Here is a 22176-nt window from a genome sequence, read left to right as displayed (position 1 = left end):
CTCTTTATTAACGCTTAACCCAGCCAAGCGTGCGCTCAGCCAGTTGATTTCTTAACCACGGCAGATGATCCATCGCCAGCAGGCCCAGGTTACGTCCTGCCACCAGCGGGCCATAGCGATTCGCAAAGACGCGAACCAGTCCGTCGGTGATACCGATGGTGGCAGCGCGGTCGGGCTGACGACGCTGCTGGTAATGATGCAGCACCGCATAGCTGCCGGGGTCCTGCTGTTGTCGATGGGCGGCTGCCAGCGTTTCAGCCAGCGACATCACATCGCGCAGGCCCAGGTTGAAGCCCTGCCCGGCAATCGGATGCAGCGTCTGCGCCGCATTGCCCACCACCGCCACGCGATGCGTCACCGGCGACATCGCCCGGTGCAGCGCCAGCGGGTAATACTCACGCTGACCGGTATGGGTGAATTTACCCAGCCGCCAGCCAAAGGCACGCTGCAGCTGGCTGAGGAATTCAGCCTCGCTCCACTGCTCAATGCGTTCACGCTGTGAAACCGGATGACACCAGACCAGCGACAGGCGATTGCCGGACATCGGCAACAGCGCCAGCGGGCCATGTTCGGTAAAACGTTCAAATGCCCGGCCCTGATGGGGCAGCGCGGTGGAAACATTGGCAATCACGGCAAGCTGTTCATAGTCGTCTCTTTGCCACTGAATGCCGCACGAAGCCGCCAGCGCAGAGCGCGTGCCATCCGCCGCCACCAGCAGTTTGCCGCTGAGTTGTTCGCCACTGTCCAGCATCACCTCAACCTGCTGCTCACGGCGGTTAGCCTGGGTAACACGAGCCGGACAGCGCAGCGTTACGCCGGGTGCTTTTTTCAGCTCAGCAAACAGACGCTGACCGACGTCAAACAGCTCGACAACCTGTCCCAGCGCCGGAATAGCGTAGTCAGCCGCCGCCAGCGACACAAAACCGGCGTGACCGCGATCGGAGACATGAATGTCGGTAATCGGCGTGGCACAACGGGCGATGTGCTGCCACAGATTGATGTCCGCAAGCTGCTGGCAGGTACCGGCAGAGAGCGCAATAGCGCGGCCGTCGAAACCGGGATGCGCCCGGCTGCCGGGCTCGCTGCTTTCAATCAGCGTTACCGGCAGTGTGCCCTGGGTCAGATGGGAGATCGCCAGCGCCAGCGTCGCCCCGGTCATGCCGCCACCGGCAATCAGAATCGTCATGCCTGTTTTGCCGCCGCCATCAGTGCTTCAATGTCATCCGCCTCTTTCACGACGCTGTCGGTGAGATTTTCAATGCCATCTTCAGTGATCACAATGTCATCTTCGATTCGGATACCAATGCCGCGATACTGCGCGGGCACGTCGGCATCCGGTGCGATATAAAGACCCGGCTCGACGGTTAACACCATGCCCGGTTCCAGTACGCGGTCGCGGCTCGGGGTGCCGTAGTGGCCGACATCATGCACATCCAGCCCCAGCCAGTGGCCCAGGCCATGCATATAGAACTGACGATGGACTTCCTCGGCGATCAATGTATCGACGTCGCCCTCCAGGATGCCCAGTTCCACCAGCCCGGTGACCATGATACGCACCACTTCATCATTCACTTCACGAATGCTGATGCCCGGCCGGAACAGTTCAAGCGAGCGGTTGAGGCAAGCCAGCACGATGTCATAAATCGCGCGCTGCGCCGGGCTGAATTTGCCGTTAACCGGGAAGGTGCGGGTGATATCGCCTGCATAGCCGTGGAACTCACAGCCTGCATCGATCAGCACCAGATCGCCGTCGCGCATTTCGCTTTCGTTTTCGGTGTAGTGCAGAATGCAGCCGTTAACTCCGGCACCCACAATGGTGTTATAGGAGGGAAAACGCGCGCCGTGACGGTTAAATTCGTGCTGAATTTCCCCTTCGAGCTGATACTCGAACAGGCCTGGCCGACAGGCTTGCATGGCGCGGGTATGCGCCAGTGCACTGATTTTCCCGGCGCGACGTAACAGTTCAATCTCATCCGCATCTTTAAACAGGCGCATCTCATGCACCCAGGGACGCCAGTCAGTGAGGGTATCGGGCGCACTGAGATGCTGGCGGAAGCCGCGACGCAGCTTATCCAGCGCGCTGAACACCAGTGTGTCCGCGTGGGCATATTCGCCCTGCGCATGGTAAACCACATCCAGGCCATTCAGCAGCAGGTGCAGCTGGTCACCAATATCATTCCAGGGTAAAGCGCGATCGACGCCCAGTTTGTCGGGTGCGGCCTCCTGACCCAGACGACGGCCAGACCAGGTTTCCGCCGCAGGATCGCGCACGCGATTAAACAACACGCTGTGGTTATGATTCTCATCGCTTTTGATCAGCACCAGCAACGCCTGCGGCTCGTTAAAACCGGTGAAATACCAGAAGTCGCTGCTCTGGCGGAACGGATATTCGGTGTCATTACTGCGCATCACTTCTGGCGCAGCAAAGATTAACGCTGCGCTGCCAGGCACCATCTTCGCCAGCAGCGCCTGACGACGCTGCAGGAATCGTTCCAGTGAAATCATCTCTGCACTCCCTGTAAACTGACCGGTTAAACTCGTTGACCTGAAATTAGTGTAGCGTCGGTTTTTGCACTTCTGGCGCGGTTGGCTGCGGGCGGGTGAACGTATCGTGGCACAGCAGCGCGGCGACACGTACATACTCAATCACCTCCTCCAGCGACTGCTCCAGCTCCTCCTGGTCTTCATCTTCTTCGTAACCGAGCTGTGCGATGGTGCGCAGATCATCGATTGCTTCGCCGGTTTCGCCGGTGACTTTATCCAGTTTAGGCTGTGTTACGCCCAGGCCGAGCAGAAAATGGTTAACCCAGCCCGCCAGCGCGTCGGCACGGTCAAATACAGTGATGTCGTCGTCAGCAGGCAGCAGCAGCTGAAACAGGAAGCCTTCATCTTCCAGCGTAGTCGCCGTATGCTCGTGTAGTTCCGCCAGCGGCACGGCAAGAGTGTGTGAAAACGCCATGCCTTCGTTAGCCAGATCGTGTACCAGCGTCTTCCAGCTGGTGTCCTGGTTACCACCGCAGAGGATCCCGCTCAGCAGGCCATGCATTTCCGCGGGCGTCATTCCAACGCCCTGCTGTGAGAGCACCGCCGCGAGCGCGTTGTAATCGGGGGTTGCGTTCTGTAAGGACATAAGTTTTCATCGTCGTTGGCAGAATAAGTTCGTGTTATGCTACCACTAGCTGCCTCAAGGTTTCCAGAAAAGGGGTTGTATCTTATTTCGTGGGTCTATATAGTTGCCCGCCTCCCAAGCCATTGACTGCTAAGGGAGTTGCGAGCGAAGTAATCAGTCAGGAAGGTGGCATGTCTGCACAACCGGTAGATTTACAAATTTTTGGTCGTTCGTTGAGAGTAAATTGTCCGCCAGAGCAGCAAGATGCGCTCAATAGCGCGGCTGAAGATCTCAATCAACGGTTGCAAGATCTAAAAGTTCGCACTAGAGTCACCAATACAGAACAACTGGTGTTCATCGCCGCGTTAAACGTCTGCCACGAGCTGGCGCAAGAGAAAGTGAAAACGCGCGATTATGCTGCTAATATGGAACAGCGTATCCGTATGTTGCAGCAGACGATTGAACAGGCATTAGTTGAGCAGGGTCGCATCTCTGAGCGTGAGGGTGCGAAGTTCGAATAAAACTTCATGGTTGCTATACTTAAGTAACGGTGAGGTAAATTTTCTCTGAGATGTTTGCATGTGGGCCAGTCCCCTGAGCCGATATTTCGAAAAAACAGAATGTGACGCTCGTAACCTGTGTGCATGCTCGGTTCGTCCGAGAAGCCTGATGGTTATGACGGCATGTTCACCTTGAACCAAGGGTTCAAGGGTTACAGCCTACGGCGGCATCTCGGAGATCTCTCTTCCTGTAGTCCTGCTTTTTTCCCCTGACTGACATGTTATAGTCGCTCAACAGCGACTTATCCGGCGGGGAAATCATGTCTGAACCTTCCATGTCTGAACCTTCAATGACCCAGCGTCAGGCGATTCGCCAGCATGTGCGACATCTGCGACGGGCACTTACCGATGAGCAGCAAACGCAGGCCGCTGAGCAGCTTGCTGAACATGCGCTCAACTACGCCCCGGTGACTGAAGCGCGCAATATCGCCCTGTTTCTGTCGGTGGATGGCGAACTGAATACCCGTCCGCTGATTGCCCGCCTCTGGCATCTGAAGAAAACGGTCTGTCTGCCGGTTTTACACCCCTTCTCCCCCGGTAATTTGTTGTTTCTGCGCTATTCGCCCGATACCCCATTGCTCAAAAATAAGCTGCGCATTCCTGAACCGCCGCTGGATATCCGGCAGGTGATCACCCTTGATCAACTGGATCTGATGATGGTGCCGCTGGTGGCGTTTGATCAGCATGGACAGCGTCTGGGGATGGGCGGCGGCTTTTATGATCGCACCCTGCAGAACTGGCGGCAGCACGGTTTTTTGCCGGTGGGCCTGGCACACGATTGTCAGCAGGTCGATAGCCTGCCGGTGGCAGAATGGGATGTGCCGTTGCCGGCGGTAATGACGCCATCAAAACTCTGGCAGTGGGAGTAGAAGAGTCGCTTTTGCAGACAAGTGAAAACCCATACCTGGGCGCATCTGGCAGCAATAAAATAGCTTAACGCGCAGGGAACATGGTCAGAAGAGGAAAGCGTCCCGCCGCCCGGATAAAAACGCCGGGAGCGTTTTTAAACAACGCAACGCGTTGGCCCGGTTACGGGCGCACCTCAGGGATGAGGTGCGTAATCGCGCGGGCCGGGCATGCCATGGATGGCGGCTTTTGCATCTTTCCGATCTGACCGTGTTCTCTTCGCAGTCTCGGTCTTACAGCAAATCGGGAGAGCCTGTATTAACTACCTGAAGAGACGCGACTAAGCGCCTGTTCAGGTTGGTAGCGCTTAGTAAAGCAGACGGGCGCGGATGGTACCCGGAATCGCCTTCATCAGTTGCAGCGCGTTCTCAGCCACTTCCGGCTCTGCATCAATGTCGATCACCACATAGCCCATAAACGGCGAGGTTTGCAGATACTGGGCGGCGATGTTGATGCCCTGCTCGGCAAAAATCTGGTTGATAGCCGTCAGCACGCCAGGGCGGTTCTCATGGATATGCAGCAGACGACTGGCGCTGATACCGTGAATCGGCAGTGACACTTCGGGGAAGTTAACAGCCGAGAGAGTCGAGCCGTTATCGGAGTATTTCGCCAGCTTGCCCGCCACTTCAATGCCGATGTTCTCCTGCGCTTCTTCCGTCGAGCCGCCAATGTGCGGCGTCAGGATCACGTTGTCGAACTCACTCAGTGGAGAGATAAACGGCTCGCTGTTGGTAGCTGGCTCGCTCGGGAAGACGTCGATGGCTGCGCCACCCACATGCTTGCTGGCCAGCGCATCGCACAGCGCCGGGATATCCACCACCGTGCCGCGTGAGGCGTTAATCAGCAGCGCGCCAGGCTTCATCTGCGCCAGCTGCTCTGCACCAATCATATCCTGTGTAGAGACGGTTTCCGGCACGTGCAGGCTGACCACATCGCTCATGTTGAGGAGATCGGCCAGATGGCGTACCTGCGTGGCATTACCCAGCGGCAGCTTGTTTTCAATGTCGTAGAAGAAAACATGCATACCCAGGCTTTCTGCCAGCACGCCCAGCTGCATTCCGATGTGGCCGTAACCGATAATACCCAGTTTTTTGCCACGCGCTTCAAATGAGCCTTTGGCAATCTTATTCCAGATGCCACGGTGTGCTTTCGCATTCGCTTCCGGGATGCCACGCAGCATCAGCAGCATCTCACCAATCACCAGCTCCGCAACCGAGCGGGTATTTGAGAACGGCGCATTGAACACGGGAATACCCCGGCTGGCAGCCGCCTGCAGATCAACCTGGTTGGTGCCGATACAGAAACAGCCAACGGCGACCAGCTTTTCAGCCGCCGCAAAAATCTCTTCAGTGAGCTGGGAGCGGGAACGGATACCAATAAAGTGTGCATCACGGATCGATGCTTTTAACGCGTCGGAGTCCAGTGCGCCCTTATGGAATTCGATGTTGGTATAGCCTGCAGCCCGCAGGTTCTCCAGCGCGCTCTGATGGACACCTTCCACCAGCAGGAACTTAATCTTATCTTTTTCCAGTGATACCTTTGCCATTTCCCGATCCTATTCAGCATTCAATGAGGACTACCATAAGCCAGCCTTCTGTCAAAATATCAAAAAAATCGCGTCGGGCAATACAAACGATTGCCCGGCCGCCAGCACGGCAGCGGCTGACGGCAGCACATTGCCGGACAAAATAAGGAGGTCGGACTGGAAGAGAGAACGAACCCGCTGCCGATGACGGTTATGTGACATAAGTCACCAAATTTCACCGCAGCGAGAAAAGATGATTTGCAGGCAGAAATAACCGACGCCGCATCGACGCCGGACAGATCATTTTTTGATGGTTTTCACGCCATCAGGCCCGCCAATCAGTGCAATATCGGCACCACGCGCGGCAAAAAGGCCCACGGTAACGACGCCAGGCAAGGCGTTGATGGTTTTTTCCAGCTCAATGGGATCGAGAATGCGCAGATTATGCACATCGAGAATAATGTTGCCGTTATCGGTGACCACGTTCTGACGATACTCAGGCAAGCCGCCCATTTTCACCAGCTGACGCGCCACATAACTGCGCGCCATCGGGATCACCTCGACCGGCAGCGGGAAACGGCCCAGCACATCGACCTCTTTTGAAGCGTCAGCGATACAGATAAAGGTTTCAGCCACGGCGGCCACGATCTTTTCGCGCGTCAGCGCCGCGCCGCCGCCTTTGATCATCTGCATCTGTGGGTTGATCTCATCCGCGCCATCTACGTACACCGACAGCAGGTCAATCTCGTTCAGGTCGAACACCTGAATACCCAGGCTCTTCAGCTTCTGGGTTGAGGCATCCGAGCTGGAGACGGCACCTTCAATCTGATGCCTGACCGTGGCAAGCGCATCGATAAAGTGGGCAGCGGTGGATCCGGTGCCCACACCAACAACGGTGCCCGGCTGCACGTACTCAAGTGCAGCCCAGCCAACGGCTTTTTTCAGTTCATCCTGGGTCATGGTATGTTTAAAACCTGTGCGACAACGAAGTGCGCGTAGTATAAAACAAGGCTTGCTGAAAATGCTCGGCTGACCGACGCGGATTTATCGCTTTGGAAGCCAGCCCACAAAAAACAAGAGAGCCATCACAGGTGACACTTTTGTGGCATAGTGACATCCATCCTGAAGGAGAGAGAAGAATAATGAAACGCCCGGATTATCGAACGCTTCAGGCGCTGGATTCAGTGATCCGCGAACGCGGATTTGAGCGTGCCGCTCAAAAATTATGTATCACCCAGTCAGCGGTTTCACAGCGTATCAAGCAGCTGGAGAATCTGTTTGGTCAGCCGCTGCTGGTGCGAACCGTGCCACCACGTCCGACCGAACAGGGTCAGAAACTGCTGGCGTTGCTGCACCAGGTGGAACTGCTGGAAGAGGAGTGGCTGGGCGATGAGAACAGTGGCACCACGCCGCTGCTGCTGTCGCTGGCGGTCAATGCCGACAGTCTGGCGACCTGGCTGCTGCCTGCGCTGAAGGATGTGCTGGCAGATTCACCCGTACGCCTGAATCTGCAGGTCGAAGATGAAACCCGCACCCAGGAGCGTCTGCGTCGTGGTGAAGTGGTGGGTGCGGTGAGTATTCAGCCGCAGCCGCTGCCTAGTTGCCTGGTGGATCAGCTCGGTGCGCTCGACTACCTGTTTGTGGCATCGCGCGACTTTGCCGATCGCTTCTTTCCCAACGGCGTCACCCGCTCTGCCCTGCTGAAAGCGCCTGCGGTGGCGTTTGACCATCTTGATGATATGCATCAGGCCTTCCTGCAACAGAACTTTGATCTTTCACCTGGCAGTGTGCCCTGCCACATCGTGAACTCCTCTGAAGCCTTTGTGCAGATGGCGCGACAGGGTTCAACCTGCTGTATGATCCCGCATCTGCAGATTGAGCGTGAGCTGGCGAGCGGTGAGTTAATAGATCTGACGCCAGGCTTGTGTCAGCGCCGGATGCTCTACTGGCATCGTTTTGCGCCGGAAAGCCGGTTAATGCGTCGGGTGACCGATGCGCTGATTGCGCATGGACATCGGGTACTGCGTCAGGATGACGTCGCAGCCTGAAAACAAAAACGGGGCGAAAGCCCCGTTTTTACTGCTGACAAATTATGCCCCGAACGGCTGTAAGGATGGATTGGCTCAGGGAACAAGGTCAGATCGGAAAGGCGCTTAAGCCAATCCCTGGCCGCTCGGCCCGCGCCGTCCATGGCGCGGGACGCTTTCCTCCTCTGACCATGTTTCCTTCGCTTTGAATTTATTCATTGCGGTCAGATCCTGAGATTCATCGGCAGTCTTAACGGGGCATCAGCCCCGTTTTGCACTATGGCGTATTGGGCTTGATCTCAAACACCACATCAACCTGATCGTCAAAGTTAATGCTCTGCTGATCGTAGGTCTCCTGCGCCGAGGTATCTGCCGCTGCAGCCGCTTTATACATACGGTTCATCGGCATCGGCTGATAGTTAGCGACCTGATAACGAATGCTGTAGATTGATCCCAGTTTCGCGTTAAAGCCTTCAGCCAGCTGTGATGCCTGCTGAGTCGCATTTTTAATCGCTGCTTTACGCGCCTGCTCTTTGTAACTCTCCGGATTTGCCACGCCTAACTCGACGCTACGCACCTCATTCAGACCGGACTTCAGCGCCCCGTCCAGCAGATCATTCAGCTTGTCCAGCTGACGCAGGGTTACCTGCACCTGACGCACCGCACGGTAGCCTTTCAGGACGGATTTACCCTCTTTGGTGTAATCGTACTCAGGCTGGGTGCTCAGGTTTGCCGCATCAATATCTTTCTTCTCAATGCCGTTTTTCTGCAGAAAATCGAAATATTGTGCAACCCGGCTATCCGCCTGCTTTTTCGCATCTGCGGCATCTTTTGACGACACGTTCACCACGATAGAGAGCGTGGCGATATCGGGACGGGCATCGACCGTTGCCTTGCCTGAGGTCACCACGTGTGGCCCGTTCGGTAACTCATCAGCGTGTACGCCAGGCAATGCCCCGGCGCTCATGATTGCGGCCAGAGCCAATGCTTTCAGTTTCATGAAAGTCCTCCTTGAAAAGGTACTATGACGGCTTCCAACCGGCGAAGCCCAACAGCGCATCGGTATGCGCCATGCTTTGAGTGGTCATTATGGCAAAAGTTCGGCCTCCGCGCGGCAATAACCGCACCGGATCGACGTTGGGATCAAAATCCGGCAATGCCCTGGCGCGCCAGTTGCAGGGCGATAAACCACATCACCGCGCCTACCAGCAGGTTAATGATGCGCTGGGCTTTGGCGGTGCGCAGGCGTGGTGACAGCCAGGCGGCCAGCAGCGCCAGACCAAAGAACCACAGGATCGACGCACTAATGGTGCCCAGCGCAAACCACTGACGCGCGGTGGTGGTCGGCAACTGACCGCCAAGACTGCCCAGCACCACAAAGGTATCGAGATAGACGTGCGGATTGAGCCAGGTCACTGCCAGCAGTGTCGCGATAATGCGTCCCCTGCTCTGCTTTAATGGCTCACCGTCCGCCAGATCGGCGTCGCCGCGAAAAGCGCTACGCAGTGCGCCCCAGCCATACCACAACAGAAAGGCTACACCCGCCCAGGTGATCACCATCAGCAGCAGTGGAGACTGGCTCAGCAAGGCACTGCCGCCAAAGATCCCACCGCAAATCAGCAGAATATCACTCAGCGAGCAGAGGGCCGCCGTCATCAGATGATACTGACGCTTCACGCCCTGATTCATCACAAAAGCGTTCTGCGGTCCCAGCGGCAGAATCAGCGCGGCGCCCAGGGCAAGCCCCTGAAAATAGAGAGATAACACAGGATTATTTCCTCACATCGTTAGAGGAGCAGAAGTATAAAGAGAGAGGATGATTAGCGGAAATTGAAAGAATTAATCTGCGATTAGCAAAATGAATGGGCGACAGACGCCGCCCACTGAAAGATTACTGTGGCTGAACCTGGGTTGCTTCTGCTTCAGGCGCCTGCTTCTGATGCAGATGCACATCCATCTGCGGATAAGGAATACCAATCCCTTTTCCATCCAGCGCACGCTTAAAGTTCTTCAGCAGATCCCAGTAAACGTCCTGCAGGTCGCCGCTGTTGCTCCAGCAACGCACCACAAAGTTCATAGAGGAGGCTGCCAGTTCGTTAAGACCGATCTGAATACCTTTATCTTTCAGCACGCGGCTATCCGCTTCTACAACCTGTTGCAGTAAGGCGATCACTTCATCCACATCCGCCTCGTAAGCCACGCCAATGATAAATTCATTACGGCGAACCGGTTCACGCGAGAAGTTGACGATGTTCCCGCTGATGATCTTGCCGTTTGGCACCACCACGATTTTGCCGTCTGCCGTTCTCAGCGTGGTGGAGAAAATCTGCACATGCAGCACGGTTCCCATAACGCCGCCCAGATCGACGAACTCGCCGGTGCGAAACGGACGGAAGGTGACCAGCAGAACGCCTGCAGCAAGGTTAGAGAGTGATCCCTGCAGTGCCAGACCCACAGCCAGACCCGCAGCACCCAGCACGGCAATCACCGAGGCGGTCTGCACACCGATGCGTCCCAGCGCTGCGATAACGGTGAAGGCGATAACCCCATAGCGCACCAATGCGGAGAGGAAGTCCGCCACGGTAGCGTCTATGTGACGGGCGCGCAGCAGGCGATTTACGGCATTAGAAATGATACGGGCGATAATCATCCCGATAATAATGATGGCAATAGCTGCAACGATATTTACGGCATAGCTGATGATCAGCGCCTGATTGCGAACCAGCCAGTTACCTGCGTTGTTTAAGCCGTCGACGACGTGTAACTCTTCCATTAATAAGCCCTGTTGTTAGATTCCCACCGGGAATGAAAAAACTGCCAGATGACATCCGACACCCTGCCATCAAGGGTAATCAATTATCTCCTTAAGCGCCAAACCGACCGGCGTTTAACCCTGCTTTTCCAGAAATTGTGCATAAAAAAAGGCCCTTTCGGGCCTTTTTTGTACGGTAACGACTCGTCAGTTACAGCACGTCGACAGCGTTAAGCTCTTTGAAAGCCTGCTCCAGACGCACCACCATAGAGGCCTGGGCTGAACGCAGCCAGACGCGTGGGTCGTAGTATTTTTTGTTTGGCTTGTCAGCGCCTTCCGGGTTACCCAGCTGCGACTGCAGATAGCCTTCGTTCTTTTTGTAGTACTGCAGGATGCCGTCCCAGGTTGCCCATTGGGTATCGGTATCGATGTTCATCTTGATCACGCCGTAGCTGATAGACTCTTCGATTTCTGCAGCAGAAGAACCTGAACCGCCGTGGAAAACGAAGTCCAGCGCGTTGTGCGGCAGGCCATGTTTTTCACACACATATTTCTGCGAATCGCGCAGAATGGTTGGGGTCAGTTTCACGTTACCTGGCTTGTAAACGCCGTGTACATTACCGAATGATGCCGCAATGGTGAAGCGCGGGCTGATAGCATTCAGTTTTTCGTACGCGTAGTTCACATCTTCTGGCTGGGTGTAGAGTGCAGATGCGTCCATATGGCTGTTATCAACGCCATCTTCTTCACCACCGGTGCAGCCCAGTTCGATTTCCAGCGTCATGTCGAGTTTCGCCATGCGCGCCAGATATTTGCTGCTGATCTCGATGTTCTCTTCCAGTGACTCTTCTGACAGGTCGATCATGTGAGAAGAGAAGAGTGGCTTACCGTTTTTCTGGAAGTACTCTTCACCTGCGTCCAGCAGACCGTCGATCCATGGCAGCAGTTTCTTGGCACAGTGGTCAGTGTGCAGGATAACCGGCACGCCATACTGCTCAGCCATCAGGTGAACATGGTGCGCACCCGCGATAGCGCCGAAAATTGCCGCGCCCTGTGGTTTGTCAGTCTTGAAGCCTTTACCCGCGATAAATGCAGCACCGCCGTTAGAGAACTGGATGATGATTGGCGCTTTAACTTTCGCCGCTGCTTCCAGTGCCGCATTGATGGAGTCAGTGCCGACGCAGTTTACGGCTGGCAGTGCGAATTTGTTCTCTTTCGCAACTTTGAAGATCTTCTGTACGTCATCACCAGTGACAACGCCGGGTTTTACGAAATCAAAAATTTTAGACATGATTGTGTCCTGTTTCGTGACCGTTGTTCCCCTTGAGGAACGTCGATTTAAACGCCCAGACGGGCAAGACTTCAGGCGATGCCGCCAGGCATCGCCCCCAAAGGATTACTGCTTCGCACGCTCTTCCAGCATGGCAACTGCAGGCAATTTTTTGCCTTCCACGAACTCAAGGAACGCGCCGCCGCCGGTAGAGATGTAGGAAATTTTGTCTTCGATGCCGAACAGGTCGATAGCCGCTAAGGTATCGCCGCCGCCTGCAACAGAGAAGGCATCGCTGTCTGCAATGGCGTTAGCCACGATCTCGGTGCCTTTACGGAAATTAGGGAACTCAAACACGCCCACCGGGCCGTTCCACAGGATGGTTTTAGCATCCTTCAGGATGGCAGCCATCGCCTGTGCGGTTTCATCACCAAAGTCCATAATCTCTTCGTTATCCGCAACTTCCGAAACCTTTTTCACGGTAGCGGTCGCAGTTTCAGAGAATTCTGTGCCGACACGTGAGTCAGTTGGAACCGGAATACCGTGCTGATCGCGCAGGCCTTTAGCCGCTTCAACAAAATCTGGCTCATACAGGGATTTGCCGACGTTGTTGTCGATAGCGACGAAGGTGTTGGCAATGCCGCCGCCCACAATCACGGTGTCCGCGATTTTGACCAGAGATTGCAGCACATCAAATTTGGTAGAGACTTTAGAGCCCCCTACCACAGCCACCAGCGGACGCTCCGGGTTGCTCATGACTTTACCCAGCGCTTCCAGTTCTGCAGAGAGCAGCGGGCCAGCACAGGCGATAGGGGCAAATTTGCCGACGCCGTGGGTAGAAGCCTGTGCGCGGTGCGCAGTACCAAAGGCGTCCATCACAAAGACGTCGCACAGAGCAGCATATTTTTTAGACAGCGCTTCGTCATCTTTCTTTTCGCCTTTGTTAAAGCGAACGTTTTCCAGCACAACCAGTTCGCCAGCGCCGACTTCAACGCCATCGAGGTAATCTTTTGCCAGGGTCACGGTGGTGCCGCTAAGCTTGTCTTTCAGGTAGTTAACTACCGGCAGCAGCGAGAACTCTTCATTGTATTCACCTTCGGTCGGACGACCCAGGTGAGAGGTAACCATTACTTTCGCGCCCTGTTTCAACGCCGCTTCAATGGTTGGCAGAGAAGCACGGATACGTGCATCAGACGTCACTTTACCTTCTTTAACCGGTACGTTCAGATCGGCACGGATCAGAACGCGTTTACCAGCCAGATCCAGATCGGTCATCTTAATTACAGACATGGTGAATCCTCTCGTTGATTCTCATAAGTTTTGCCAGACGCATACCGCGTCTTACCTGAAACCGCTTGCGGCCATCGCTAACGTCGTGTCGAGCATTCGGTTAGCAAAGCCCCATTCGTTGTCACACCAGACCAGGGTCTTGATAAGGTGTTGACCGCTGACCCGCGTTTGTGTTCCGTCCACAATGGCACTGTGCGGATCATGGTTAAAATCTACTGAGACTAACGGTAATTCCGTATAGTCAACTATACCACGAAATGTCCCTTCTGCCGCGCTTCGCAACAGGGTGTTAACTTCACACGCCGTCACCGCCTGATGCACAGAAACGCTGAGATCAATGGCCGTCACGTTAATCGTCGGGACGCGAACGGCTATCGCCTCGAAGCGATCGTTGAATTTCGGAAAAATACGGGTAATGCCTGCCGCCAGGCGAGTGTCCACCGGAATGATCGACTGACTGGCTGCACGCGTACGGCGCAGATCGCTGTGATAGGCGTCGATCACCTGCTGATCGTGCATCGCCGAGTGGATCGTGGTGACGGTGCCGGATTCGATACCAAACGCATCATCCAGCAGTTTAATCACCGGGATAATGCAGTTAGTGGTACAGGAAGCGTTGGAGACGATGCGGTCACTGGCGGTGAGTAACTGCTGGTTAACGCCATACACCACTGTGGCGTCGAGATCGTTTCCGCCGGGATGAGAGAACAGCACTTTTTTGGCGCCAGCCTGAAGATGCGCTTCGCCATCAGCGCGTGAGCCATAGACGCCGGTGCAGTCCAGCACCACATCCACGTCGAGTTCACGCCACGGCAGATCGGCAATGGCTGCACGGTGCAAAATGCGCAGGGTATCGCCACCCACCCACATTACATCGCGCTCCTGGCGGACATCGAAAGCAAAACGGCCATGGCTGGTATCGTATTTCAGCAGATGCGCCATACCGGTGGCTTCTGCCAGCTCGTTAATCGCGACCACGGTGATCTCTGCACGTCGGCCCGTTTCATACAGCGCGCGCAGGACGTTGCGTCCAATCCGGCCAAAACCATTTATCGCTACCCGTACCGTCATTTCTCTCCTGCCACGTCAGACTGAAAAAAACGTGCCGTTAGCCTGAGCGTTTCACTGCATTTTGTACAGGAGATTCTTACCCGGCATTGTCCGAAACCAGGGCTATTTGCCTGGCGACTGAAACGGTTCAGCTACAATAATAGAAGGAAGGAATAACAGGAATGATTGTGATCAATCTGGCTGCTTAAATTTGGATCTGTGTCACAAATTAAGGCAAAAGGCGGTTATTACTGCAGGAATAAAAAAATAAAAGGGACGAAAATCTCGTCCCTCTGTTTTTACAGCCGGGCGGGAACAGGCCCGCCTGACCGGTTTTACGCCAGCAGCGCTTTCGCTTTCGCGACGACGTTGTCGACGGTAAAGCCAAACAGTTCGAACAGCTGATCGGCAGGTGCAGATTCGCCGAAGCTGGTCATGCCCACGATAGCGCCGTTCAGGCCGGTGTATTTGAACCAGTAATCAGCGATGCCCGCTTCGATTGCGACGCGGGCGCTGACCGCTTTTGGCAGCACGGATTCACGGTACTCATCACTCTGCTTGTCGAAGGCATCCGTTGATGGCATAGAGACCACGCGCACTTTGCGGCCTTCGCTGGTGAGTTTGTCCCAGGCACCGACAGCCAGCTCAACTTCGGAACCGGTGGCGATCAGGATCAGCTCAGGCGTGCCATCGCAATCTTTCAGCACGTAACCGCCGCGCGCTACGTTAGCCAGCTGTGCAGTGTCACGCTCCTGCTGCGCCAGGTTCTGACGGGAGAAGATCAGCGCAGTCGGGCCATCTTTACGCTCAATGGCATATTTCCACGCCACCGCGGATTCAACCTGGTCACATGGACGCCACAGGCTCATGTTTGGCGTGGTGCGCAGGCTCGCCATCTGTTCAACCGGCTGGTGCGTCGGGCCATCTTCGCCCAGACCGATAGAGTCGTGGGTGTAGACCATGATCTGACGGATCTTCATCAGTGCCGCCATACGCGCTGCGTTACGCGCATATTCAACAAACATCAGGAAGGTCGCGGTGTAAGGCAGGAAGCCGCCGTGCAGCGCCAGGCCATTGGCGATTGCGGTCATACCGAACTCACGCACGCCGTAGTGGATGTAGTTACCCGCAGCATCTTCGTTGATCGGCTTAGAGCCAGACCAGATTGTCAGGTTGCTGGGTGCCAGATCGGCTGAGCCGCCCAGGTATTCCGGCAGAATTTTACCGAAAGCTTCGATAGCATTCTGTGAGGCTTTACGGCTGGCGATCTTCGCCGGGTTCGCCTGCAGCTGCTCAACGAACTTCTGCGACTCTTCCTGCCAGTTAGCTGGCAGTTCGTTGCTGACGCGGCGTTTAAACTCGGCAGCCAGTTCAGGATGAGCCTGTGCGTAAGCGGCGAATTTCTCATTCCATGCAGACTCTTTCGCCTGGCCCGCTTCTTTCGCGTCCCACTCAGCGTAGATATCAGAAGGAATTACGAACGGCGCGTGGGTCCAGCCCAGCTGTTTGCGGGTCAGTGCCACTTCATCATCACCCAGCGGTGCGCCATGTGAATCATGGGTACCAGCTTTGTTCGGTGAACCAAAACCGATAACGGTTTTGCACATCAGTAGTGAAGGCTTGTCGCTGACGCTTTTCGCTTCCTCGATCGCTTTCGCAATCGCATCCGCATCGTGACCATCGACGCCGCGCACCACGTGCCAGCCATAAGCTTCAAAGCGCTTAGCGGTGTCGTCGGTGAACCAGCCATCAATGTGACCATCGATAGAGATACCGTTGTCATCATAAAACGCCACCAGTTTGCCCAGCTTCAGGGTACCGGCCAGTGAGCAGACTTCGTGCGAGATACCTTCCATCATGCAGCCATCACCCATGAAGACATAGGTGTTGTGGTCTACGATGTCATGACCCGGACGGTTGAACTGTGCTGCCAGCGTGCGCTCAGCAATGGCAAAACCTACTGCGTTAGCGATGCCCTGCCCCAGCGGACCGGTGGTGGTTTCAACGCCCACGGTGTAGCCATATTCCGGGTGACCTGGAGTTTTTGAGTGCAGCTGACGGAAGTTTTCCAGTTCGCTCAGGGGCAGATCGTAACCGGTCAGGTGCAACAGGCTATAGATCAGCATTGAGCCGTGACCGTTAGAGAGCACGAAACGGTCGCGGTCCGCCCACAGCGGGTTGGTTGGGTTGTGGTTCAGGTAGCCGCGCCAGAGTACTTCAGCGATGTCCGCCATGCCCATTGGGGCACCCGGATGTCCCGATTTCGCTTTCTGTACTGCATCCATACTTAACGCACGAATGGCGTTGGCAAGCTCTTTACGAGAGGGCATTTTCTACTCCAGGTCGGATTAATGCTTCGCACCTTAACTTATTGTTATTAATGAGTTACCGGGCAAAACAAGGAAAAAGTTGCCCATCAATGTACATGAGAAACGGGGCAAAAGTACATGCTGTAAAACGCTAAATGCAGCCGCTTCGTATGGCTTTTCCAGCCATATCTGCTAGCAAAGTGCAGACTGGCACGCTATAACCAAATCGTTTATTCACCTGTCTGAGTTTCAGGTGTTTGTTTTTCTTACCTTGTTATGAATGGGATACAGCATGAAAATCAAAAAAATGGTGTTAGCGCTTGGACTGACGACGCTGCTCAGTGGCTGTCAGGGTTTAGACAATAATGCGCTGATGCAGTCGGGCGCGCAGGCGTATCAGGCTTATACCCTCAGCGACGATCAGGTAAAACAGCTGAGCGATAAATCCTGTGAGCAGATGGACAAAGATAATCAGATTGCGCCTGCTAACAGTGATTATCAGCAGCGTCTGAACAAGATCGCCGCGGCGCTGGGCGATAACATCAACGGCGTACCGGCTAACTACAAGGTTTATCAGACCAAAGATGTCAACGCCTGGGCGATGGCAAATGGCTGTATTCGTGTTTACAGCGGTCTGATGGATATGATGACTGACAATGAAGTGGAAGGCGTGCTGGGTCATGAGATGGGCCACGTCGCGTTAGGTCATACGCGCAAGGCGATGCAGCTGGCGTATGCCACAACCGCGGCCCGCACTGCAGCCGCCTCGGTTGGCGGCGTGATTGGTTCACTGTCGCAGTCGCAGCTGGGTGAAATGGGTGAAAAACTGGTGAATGCGCAGTTCTCCCAGACGCAGGAATCACAGGCGGATGACTACTCCTACGACCTGATGAAGAAGCGCAATATCGATCCAATGGGCCTGGCCACCAGCTTTGAAAAGCTGGCGAAGATGGAACAGGGACGTCAGAGTTCGATGTTTGACTCGCATCCCGCCTCTGAAGCGCGCGCAGCGCATATTCGTGAGCGAATTGCTGCCGACGGCAAGTAATTCCGCCGCTGAGCGCGCATGCATCCGGCGTGCGCGCTTAGCCGTGCGAAGTCCGCTAGCGCTTAAATATCTGATCCACCATCGAGCCCAGATCCAGCTTATTGTCATGCAGCGCCTGTTCATCCATGTGTCCCTGCGGCGACATTTTATCAATCAGCTGCGGCAATAGCGCAGCCAGCGTACCCGATGCCCCTTTCACATCGGTGCCGAGTTTGTCGGCCAGTGACTGCAGTTCATCCTGACCAAAAGCAGACTGAATCTCACTGTGGCCAACCGGATGGTTATCGCCGGTGCCGATCCAGGAACCAAACACCTCACCCAGCCCGCCCTGCTGGAATTTTTGCAGCAGTACTTCAATACCGCCCTGCTCCTGCACCCAATGCCAGACAGCCTGTAACTGTCCCGGCGGATGCCCCTCACTCTGGTTGCCATCCAGTGCGCCAGCCAGTTCATCAAGAAAGCCCATGATTATCTCCACTACGCCATTTTTACGCTGTAAGTTTAGTTGCAGATAGGGGTTCGCGCCTGACGGTTACCCGTCGGGGTCAGAAGGGAATCGATCGGATCATGGCAAAGAGAGGAAGATCACAGCAGCGGCGTCCGCCCGATGGACAGGACGCCGCGTTCAGCGCCTGCCGGACTGAAGCCGACAGGCAGCAGGCATCAGCCTTTGTTTACAGCCTGAACATGCAGCATATCCAGCGCCAGCGTAGCCGCTGCCAGTGCCGTCAGATCAGCATGATCGTAACCCGGTGCGACTTCCACCAGATCCATGCCGACAATGTTCATGCCCTGCAGGCCACGGATCAGCTTGGTCGCTTTATCGGTGGTCAGCCCGCCAATCACCGGCGTGCCGGTGCCAGGTGCATGCGCCGGATCCAGACAGTCGATATCGAAGGTCAGATAGACCGGCAGATCGCCGACGGTGCGTTTCACTTCGGCGAGGATATCGTCAACGCTGCGGTCATTGACCTGCGCCGCATCCAGCACGTTGAAGCCCAGGCTCTTGTCGAATTCGGTACGGATACCAATCTGCACTGAGTGCTGCGGATCGATCAGACCCTCTTTCGGCGCGGTAAAGAACATGGTGCCGTGGTCGAAGGTCGGGCCGTTAGAGTAGGTGTCGGTATGCGCATCAAAGTGCACCAGCGCCATTTTGCCGAAGTGTTTTGCATGGGCACGCAGCAGCGGCAGTGTGACGTAGTGGTCGCCGCCAAAGGTCATCATGCGCTTGCCATTGGCCAGCAGTTTTTCAGCATGGGCCTGCAATTTGTCGGAGAGATCCTGCGAATCACCGAAGGCGTAAACCAGATCGCCGCAATCGACGACGTTCAGACGCTGACGCAGGTCGAAATCCCACGGCCAGCGGCAGCCTTCCCAGGCCAGATTGGTGGAGATCTGGCGAATCGCGCCCGGACCCAGGCGGCTGCCCGGACGACCCGAGGTCGCGGCATCAAACGGCACGCCGGTGATAACCCACTCGGCGTCGCTGTCGTAAGGCTGAAAATTCAGCGGAAAACGCATGAAACCAAAGGCGTTAGAAACCAGGGAGTTGTCGTACTGATTGCCAAGCGTGTTATACATAATTGCTCTCTCTATGTGCGTAAGTCGGGCCAGCCCGCAAACCATTAAGGTTGAGATGAAAAAAATCCCCTCCGCGTCGTTAGGCCCGACGAGGAAGGGATTGAGTGAGTCAGATTATCGACATAGTTAACGGCAACTGCAATATGCGATTACCGGTCGCCATAATCGATTATTCATCTTCTAAATAGGTATAGCCGTAGAGGCCGCTCTCGAACTCTTCCAGGAACTGCGCGCGCAGCTCTTCGTCGAGATCGGATGCCTGAACCTGATTGCGGAACAGCGCCATCAGCTCGTTGGGATCAAGCTGCACGTAACGCAGCATGTCCGCCACGGTGTCGCCTTCATCGGAGAGCTGCACTTCCACATCGCCATTTTCGCGTGCGTAGACATCCACCGCTTCGGTGTCACCAAACAGGTTATGCATGTTGCCCAGAATTTCCTGGTAAGCACCCACCATAAAGAAGCCCAGCATGGGTGGGTTATCAAGGTCATATTCCGGCATCGGCATGGTCGTCGCGATACCGTCGCCATCCACGTAGTGATCGATGGTGCCATCGGAGTCACAGGTGATGTCGAGCAGCACGGCACGGCGCTCCGGCTTCTTGTTCAGCCCTTCCAGCGGCAGTACCGGGAACAGCTGATCGATACCCCACGCATCCGGCATTGACTGGAACAGCGAGAAGTTAACGTAGATCTTATCCGCCATCCGCTCCTGCAGTTCGTCGATGATTGGACGGTGTGCACGGTTGCTCGGATCGAGATGCTGCTGAATATAGTGGCAGATGCTCAGATAGAGCTGCTCAGCCCAGGAACGCTGCTTGAGATCGTAGGTGCCTGACGAGTAGCCGGTATGGATATCAAACAGATCCATCTGGCTGTCATGCAGCCATTCACGCAGCGAACGGCGGGTACTTGGCTCGTGCATCTCCTGCCAGGTTTCCCACATGCTGAGGATCGGGCGCGGCGCATCCGCATCCGGCGTTTCAGGTTCGCTGAACTCGTTGCGCTCCACACCAATGATGTTGGAGACCAGCACCGTGTGGTGCGCGGTTACCGCACGGCCCGACTCGGTGATCACCGTCGGATGCTCCAGACCGTGCTCATCACAGGCAGCACCAATCGCCCAGATTACGTTGTTGGCGTACTCATTCAGGCCGTAGTTGACCGAGCAGTCAGACTGCGAGCGCGTTCCTTCGTAATCGACGCCCAGACCGCCGCCGACGTCGAAACATTTGATGTTGACGCCCAGCTTGGCCAGTTCGACATAGAAGCGCGCCGACTCACGCACGCCGGTAGCGATGTCGCGGATGTTGGACATCTGCGAGCCCAGATGGAAATGCAGCAGCTGCAGGCTGTCGATGCGACCCGCTTCGCGCATGATCTCAACCAGTTTCAGCACCTGGGTGGCTGACAGGCCAAACTTCGACTTTTCGCCGCCGCTCGACTGCCATTTACCCGAGCCCTGCGAAGCCAGACGCGCACGGATACCAAGACGCGGCACCACATTCAGACGCTCTGCTTCTTCCAGCACCAGCCGCACTTCGGTCATCTTCTCCAGCACCAGATAGACCTTGTGGCCCATCTTCTCGCCGATCAGCGCCAGACGAATATATTCGCGATCTTTATAGCCGTTACAGACGATCACCGAACGGGTCTGACCGGCGTGCGCCAGCACCGCCATCAGCTCGGCTTTTGAGCCCGCTTCCAGTCCCAGCGGTTCGCCGGAGTGGATCAGTGACTCAATCACGCGTTTGTGCTGGTTAACTTTAATCGGGTAAACCAGGAAGTAGTCGCCTTTGTAACCGTAAGATTCACGCGCACGTTTAAAGGCGGCGTTAATGGAACGCAGACGGTGTTGCAGGATCTGCGGGAAGCAGAATAAAGCAGGCAGACGCTGGCCCTGCGCTTCGCGCTCTTTGACCAGACGAGCTAAATCGACGCGCACGTCAGGACGATCCGGATCGGGACAGACACTGATGTGGCCCAGTTCGTTAACGTCGTAATAGTTGTTGCCCCACCAGGCGATGTTGTACGTACGCAACATTTTGCTCGCATCCTGATCGTTCATTGCAACCTCCTGCATGGAGCGGAGTGTACCCTGTTCGCCAGCTGACGAACCTTTGATATTCTTCATGTCGTCAGACATCGCGAACCTCAATTTTCCGTTGAAAGATGAAACTGTTAACCGGCTTTATGGCCGCTAATCTGAAAACCTGTTGCCACATTAAACGCAATGTCCTGTTCACCTGACGTTGCCGTCAGCGCGATTCACGCATGAGAGTTAAGTGTAAAACACCCGGGCCATCTCCGTTTAAACAGAGAACATTTAACTGATCTGTATTGACCATGGATAACCTGCGTCGTTCCGCTGCGCGAGCGCAGAGAAGAGACAAAACCGATCGAGCAGAGATAAAGATTAGCCTGCGCCTGTGTCGGTAAAATTACCGCATCGGACATCGCGTCGGCAGGAAAGAGAAACAGATGGGAGGCAGGAGAGAGCCAGCGCAGCGCCGCAGCGCAGAGAACCGGAAGAAGAAAAAGCGTGGTTCATTACTTGTATCACCTCCGCATATGCCAGGGGCACATGGAAAACAACCTGGGTGAAAGCCAGACCAGAGTCTGACAGGCGCGACGCAAACAGTGGCGTCATCCTTGCTGCTGCTATCAAAGCAGCGGCGTTTTATACAGTTTACCGCCCTAAAATGCAAAAATATTATCGGGGAATTGCGTGTAGCGTCAGCAAATT

At 55.4% G+C, this 22176-nt stretch carries 19 protein-coding genes and 1 other RNA gene; 5 read left to right on the top strand and 15 right to left on the bottom strand.

Going from position 1 to position 22176, the window contains the following annotated elements; translation table 11 throughout:
• Nucleotides 1–7 precede the first annotated feature (7 nt).
• The 3 genes from ubiH to HFD87_RS19655 are packed head-to-tail and all read right to left on the bottom strand — an operon-like array spanning nt 8 to nt 3130.
• Entirely contained in the window at nt 8–1186 is a 1179-nt protein-coding gene (gene ubiH, locus HFD87_RS19665) for a 2-octaprenyl-6-methoxyphenyl hydroxylase (protein WP_167423826.1), read from the bottom strand.
• On the bottom strand, nt 1183–2505 hold the full coding sequence (gene pepP, locus HFD87_RS19660; RefSeq protein WP_132499417.1) for a Xaa-Pro aminopeptidase: 1323 nt from the start codon (nt 2503–2505) through the stop codon (nt 1183–1185). The genes ubiH and pepP overlap by 4 nt, the downstream gene beginning before the upstream one ends.
• 46 nt (nt 2506–2551) lie before the next feature.
• The gene (locus HFD87_RS19655) at nt 2552–3130 is read right to left on the bottom strand and encodes a YecA family protein (RefSeq protein ID WP_022623836.1); all 579 of its coding nucleotides are present in this window, start codon (nt 3128–3130) and stop codon (nt 2552–2554) included.
• A 170-nt stretch (nt 3131–3300) separates the two neighbouring features.
• Between HFD87_RS19655 and zapA the strand changes: the two genes are divergently transcribed.
• The 3 genes from zapA to HFD87_RS19640 all read left to right on the top strand — a co-directional run bounded on the left by zapA (nt 3301) and on the right by HFD87_RS19640 (nt 4538).
• Nucleotides 3301–3630: a cell division protein ZapA gene (zapA, locus tag HFD87_RS19650; RefSeq protein ID WP_008925677.1), complete on the top strand. Its 330-nt coding sequence runs from the start codon at nt 3301–3303 to the stop codon at nt 3628–3630.
• Between the two features lie 39 nt (nt 3631–3669).
• Nucleotides 3670–3852: non-coding RNA, 6S RNA (ssrS, locus tag HFD87_RS19645), on the top strand.
• A gap of 92 nt (nt 3853–3944) precedes the next feature.
• Nucleotides 3945–4538 (top strand): 5-formyltetrahydrofolate cyclo-ligase, encoded by a 594-nt coding sequence (locus tag HFD87_RS19640; protein ID WP_010671060.1) that lies wholly within the window; start codon nt 3945–3947, stop codon nt 4536–4538.
• A gap of 344 nt (nt 4539–4882) precedes the next feature.
• Here HFD87_RS19640 and serA read toward each other — a convergent pair whose 3' ends face one another.
• Both serA and rpiA read right to left on the bottom strand, forming a co-directional pair.
• On the bottom strand, nt 4883–6121 hold the full coding sequence (gene serA, locus HFD87_RS19635; RefSeq protein ID WP_010248817.1) for a phosphoglycerate dehydrogenase: 1239 nt from the start codon (nt 6119–6121) through the stop codon (nt 4883–4885).
• Nucleotides 6122–6400: 279 nt separating this feature from the next.
• Nucleotides 6401–7060 (bottom strand): ribose-5-phosphate isomerase RpiA, encoded by a 660-nt coding sequence (rpiA, locus tag HFD87_RS19630; RefSeq protein ID WP_010248819.1) that lies wholly within the window; start codon nt 7058–7060, stop codon nt 6401–6403.
• A 182-nt stretch (nt 7061–7242) separates the two neighbouring features.
• Between rpiA and HFD87_RS19625 the strand changes: the two genes are divergently transcribed.
• Nucleotides 7243–8148: a LysR family transcriptional regulator ArgP gene (locus tag HFD87_RS19625; RefSeq protein WP_010248822.1), complete on the top strand. Its 906-nt coding sequence runs from the start codon at nt 7243–7245 to the stop codon at nt 8146–8148.
• Between the two features lie 256 nt (nt 8149–8404).
• On the opposite strand, the gene HFD87_RS19620 is transcribed toward HFD87_RS19625, so the two are convergent.
• The 7 genes from HFD87_RS19620 to tkt form a co-directional block, all read right to left on the bottom strand.
• Entirely contained in the window at nt 8405–9127 is a 723-nt protein-coding gene (locus HFD87_RS19620) for an oxidative stress defense protein (protein WP_010248826.1), read from the bottom strand.
• Nucleotides 9128–9270: 143 nt separating this feature from the next.
• Nucleotides 9271–9894, bottom strand: a complete 624-nt coding sequence (argO, locus tag HFD87_RS19615; RefSeq protein WP_010671062.1) for an arginine exporter ArgO — start codon at nt 9892–9894, stop codon at nt 9271–9273.
• A 124-nt stretch (nt 9895–10018) separates the two neighbouring features.
• A complete protein-coding gene (gene mscS / locus HFD87_RS19610; RefSeq protein ID WP_167423825.1) occupies nt 10019–10900 on the bottom strand; it encodes a small-conductance mechanosensitive channel MscS in 882 nt (293 codons plus the stop codon).
• A 190-nt stretch (nt 10901–11090) separates the two neighbouring features.
• Nucleotides 11091–12170, bottom strand: a complete 1080-nt coding sequence (fbaA, locus tag HFD87_RS19605) for a class II fructose-bisphosphate aldolase (RefSeq protein WP_010248835.1) — start codon at nt 12168–12170, stop codon at nt 11091–11093.
• A 105-nt stretch (nt 12171–12275) separates the two neighbouring features.
• Nucleotides 12276–13439 (bottom strand): phosphoglycerate kinase, encoded by a 1164-nt coding sequence (gene pgk, locus HFD87_RS19600; protein WP_010248837.1) that lies wholly within the window; start codon nt 13437–13439, stop codon nt 12276–12278.
• Between the two features lie 51 nt (nt 13440–13490).
• Complete coding sequence (gene epd, locus HFD87_RS19595) at nt 13491–14510, bottom strand: erythrose-4-phosphate dehydrogenase (RefSeq protein WP_010248839.1); 1020 nt, start codon at nt 14508–14510, stop codon at nt 13491–13493.
• Nucleotides 14511–14824: 314 nt separating this feature from the next.
• The gene (gene tkt / locus HFD87_RS19590) at nt 14825–16819 is read right to left on the bottom strand and encodes a transketolase (protein WP_031592557.1); all 1995 of its coding nucleotides are present in this window, start codon (nt 16817–16819) and stop codon (nt 14825–14827) included.
• Nucleotides 16820–17090: 271 nt separating this feature from the next.
• Between tkt and HFD87_RS19585 the strand changes: the two genes are divergently transcribed.
• The gene (locus HFD87_RS19585; protein WP_010671064.1) at nt 17091–17846 is read left to right on the top strand and encodes a M48 family metallopeptidase; all 756 of its coding nucleotides are present in this window, start codon (nt 17091–17093) and stop codon (nt 17844–17846) included.
• Between the two features lie 55 nt (nt 17847–17901).
• Here the strand turns inward: HFD87_RS19585 and HFD87_RS19580 are convergent, their stop codons facing one another.
• From HFD87_RS19580 to speA, 3 genes are all read right to left on the bottom strand, one after another.
• On the bottom strand, nt 17902–18312 hold the full coding sequence (locus HFD87_RS19580; protein ID WP_010248845.1) for a YidB family protein: 411 nt from the start codon (nt 18310–18312) through the stop codon (nt 17902–17904).
• Between the two features lie 197 nt (nt 18313–18509).
• Nucleotides 18510–19430, bottom strand: a complete 921-nt coding sequence (speB, locus tag HFD87_RS19575; protein ID WP_010248847.1) for an agmatinase — start codon at nt 19428–19430, stop codon at nt 18510–18512.
• Between the two features lie 169 nt (nt 19431–19599).
• Nucleotides 19600–21576, bottom strand: a complete 1977-nt coding sequence (gene speA, locus HFD87_RS19570) for a biosynthetic arginine decarboxylase (RefSeq protein WP_010248849.1) — start codon at nt 21574–21576, stop codon at nt 19600–19602.
• Nucleotides 21577–22176: the final 600 nt, after the last annotated feature.

The organism is Pantoea sp. EKM21T, assembly GCF_011800405.1.
Taxonomy (GTDB): Bacteria; Pseudomonadota; Gammaproteobacteria; order Enterobacterales; family Enterobacteriaceae; genus Pantoea; species Pantoea agglomerans.
Note: the sequence above shows the minus strand (reverse complement) of the source record. Positions and strands in the feature narration are given on the sequence as shown.

Excerpts from the sequence above, each read along its gene's own strand:
- ubiH (WP_167423826.1), bottom strand. The coding sequence starts at position 1,186 with ATGACGATTCTGATTGCCGGTGGCGGCATGACCGGGGCGACGCTGGCG.
- rpiA (WP_010248819.1), bottom strand. The coding sequence starts at position 7,060 with ATGACCCAGGATGAACTGAAAAAAGCCGTTGGCTGGGCTGCACTTGAG.
- pepP (WP_132499417.1), bottom strand. The coding sequence starts at position 2,505 with ATGATTTCACTGGAACGATTCCTGCAGCGTCGTCAGGCGCTGCTGGCG.
- HFD87_RS19640 (WP_010671060.1), top strand. The coding sequence starts at position 3,945 with ATGTCTGAACCTTCAATGACCCAGCGTCAGGCGATTCGCCAGCATGTG.
- HFD87_RS19625 (WP_010248822.1), top strand. The coding sequence starts at position 7,243 with ATGAAACGCCCGGATTATCGAACGCTTCAGGCGCTGGATTCAGTGATC.
- serA (WP_010248817.1), bottom strand. The coding sequence starts at position 6,121 with ATGGCAAAGGTATCACTGGAAAAAGATAAGATTAAGTTCCTGCTGGTG.
- tkt (WP_031592557.1), bottom strand. The coding sequence starts at position 16,819 with ATGCCCTCTCGTAAAGAGCTTGCCAACGCCATTCGTGCGTTAAGTATG.
- zapA (WP_008925677.1), top strand. The coding sequence starts at position 3,301 with ATGTCTGCACAACCGGTAGATTTACAAATTTTTGGTCGTTCGTTGAGA.
- pgk (WP_010248837.1), bottom strand. The coding sequence starts at position 13,439 with ATGTCTGTAATTAAGATGACCGATCTGGATCTGGCTGGTAAACGCGTT.
- epd (WP_010248839.1), bottom strand. The coding sequence starts at position 14,510 with ATGACGGTACGGGTAGCGATAAATGGTTTTGGCCGGATTGGACGCAAC.
- HFD87_RS19585 (WP_010671064.1), top strand. The coding sequence starts at position 17,091 with ATGAAAATCAAAAAAATGGTGTTAGCGCTTGGACTGACGACGCTGCTC.
- HFD87_RS19620 (WP_010248826.1), bottom strand. The coding sequence starts at position 9,127 with ATGAAACTGAAAGCATTGGCTCTGGCCGCAATCATGAGCGCCGGGGCA.
- speB (WP_010248847.1), bottom strand. The coding sequence starts at position 19,430 with ATGTATAACACGCTTGGCAATCAGTACGACAACTCCCTGGTTTCTAAC.
- fbaA (WP_010248835.1), bottom strand. The coding sequence starts at position 12,170 with ATGTCTAAAATTTTTGATTTCGTAAAACCCGGCGTTGTCACTGGTGAT.
- mscS (WP_167423825.1), bottom strand. The coding sequence starts at position 10,900 with ATGGAAGAGTTACACGTCGTCGACGGCTTAAACAACGCAGGTAACTGG.
- speA (WP_010248849.1), bottom strand. The coding sequence starts at position 21,576 with ATGTCTGACGACATGAAGAATATCAAAGGTTCGTCAGCTGGCGAACAG.
- HFD87_RS19580 (WP_010248845.1), bottom strand. The coding sequence starts at position 18,312 with ATGGGCTTTCTTGATGAACTGGCTGGCGCACTGGATGGCAACCAGAGT.
- HFD87_RS19655 (WP_022623836.1), bottom strand. The coding sequence starts at position 3,130 with ATGTCCTTACAGAACGCAACCCCCGATTACAACGCGCTCGCGGCGGTG.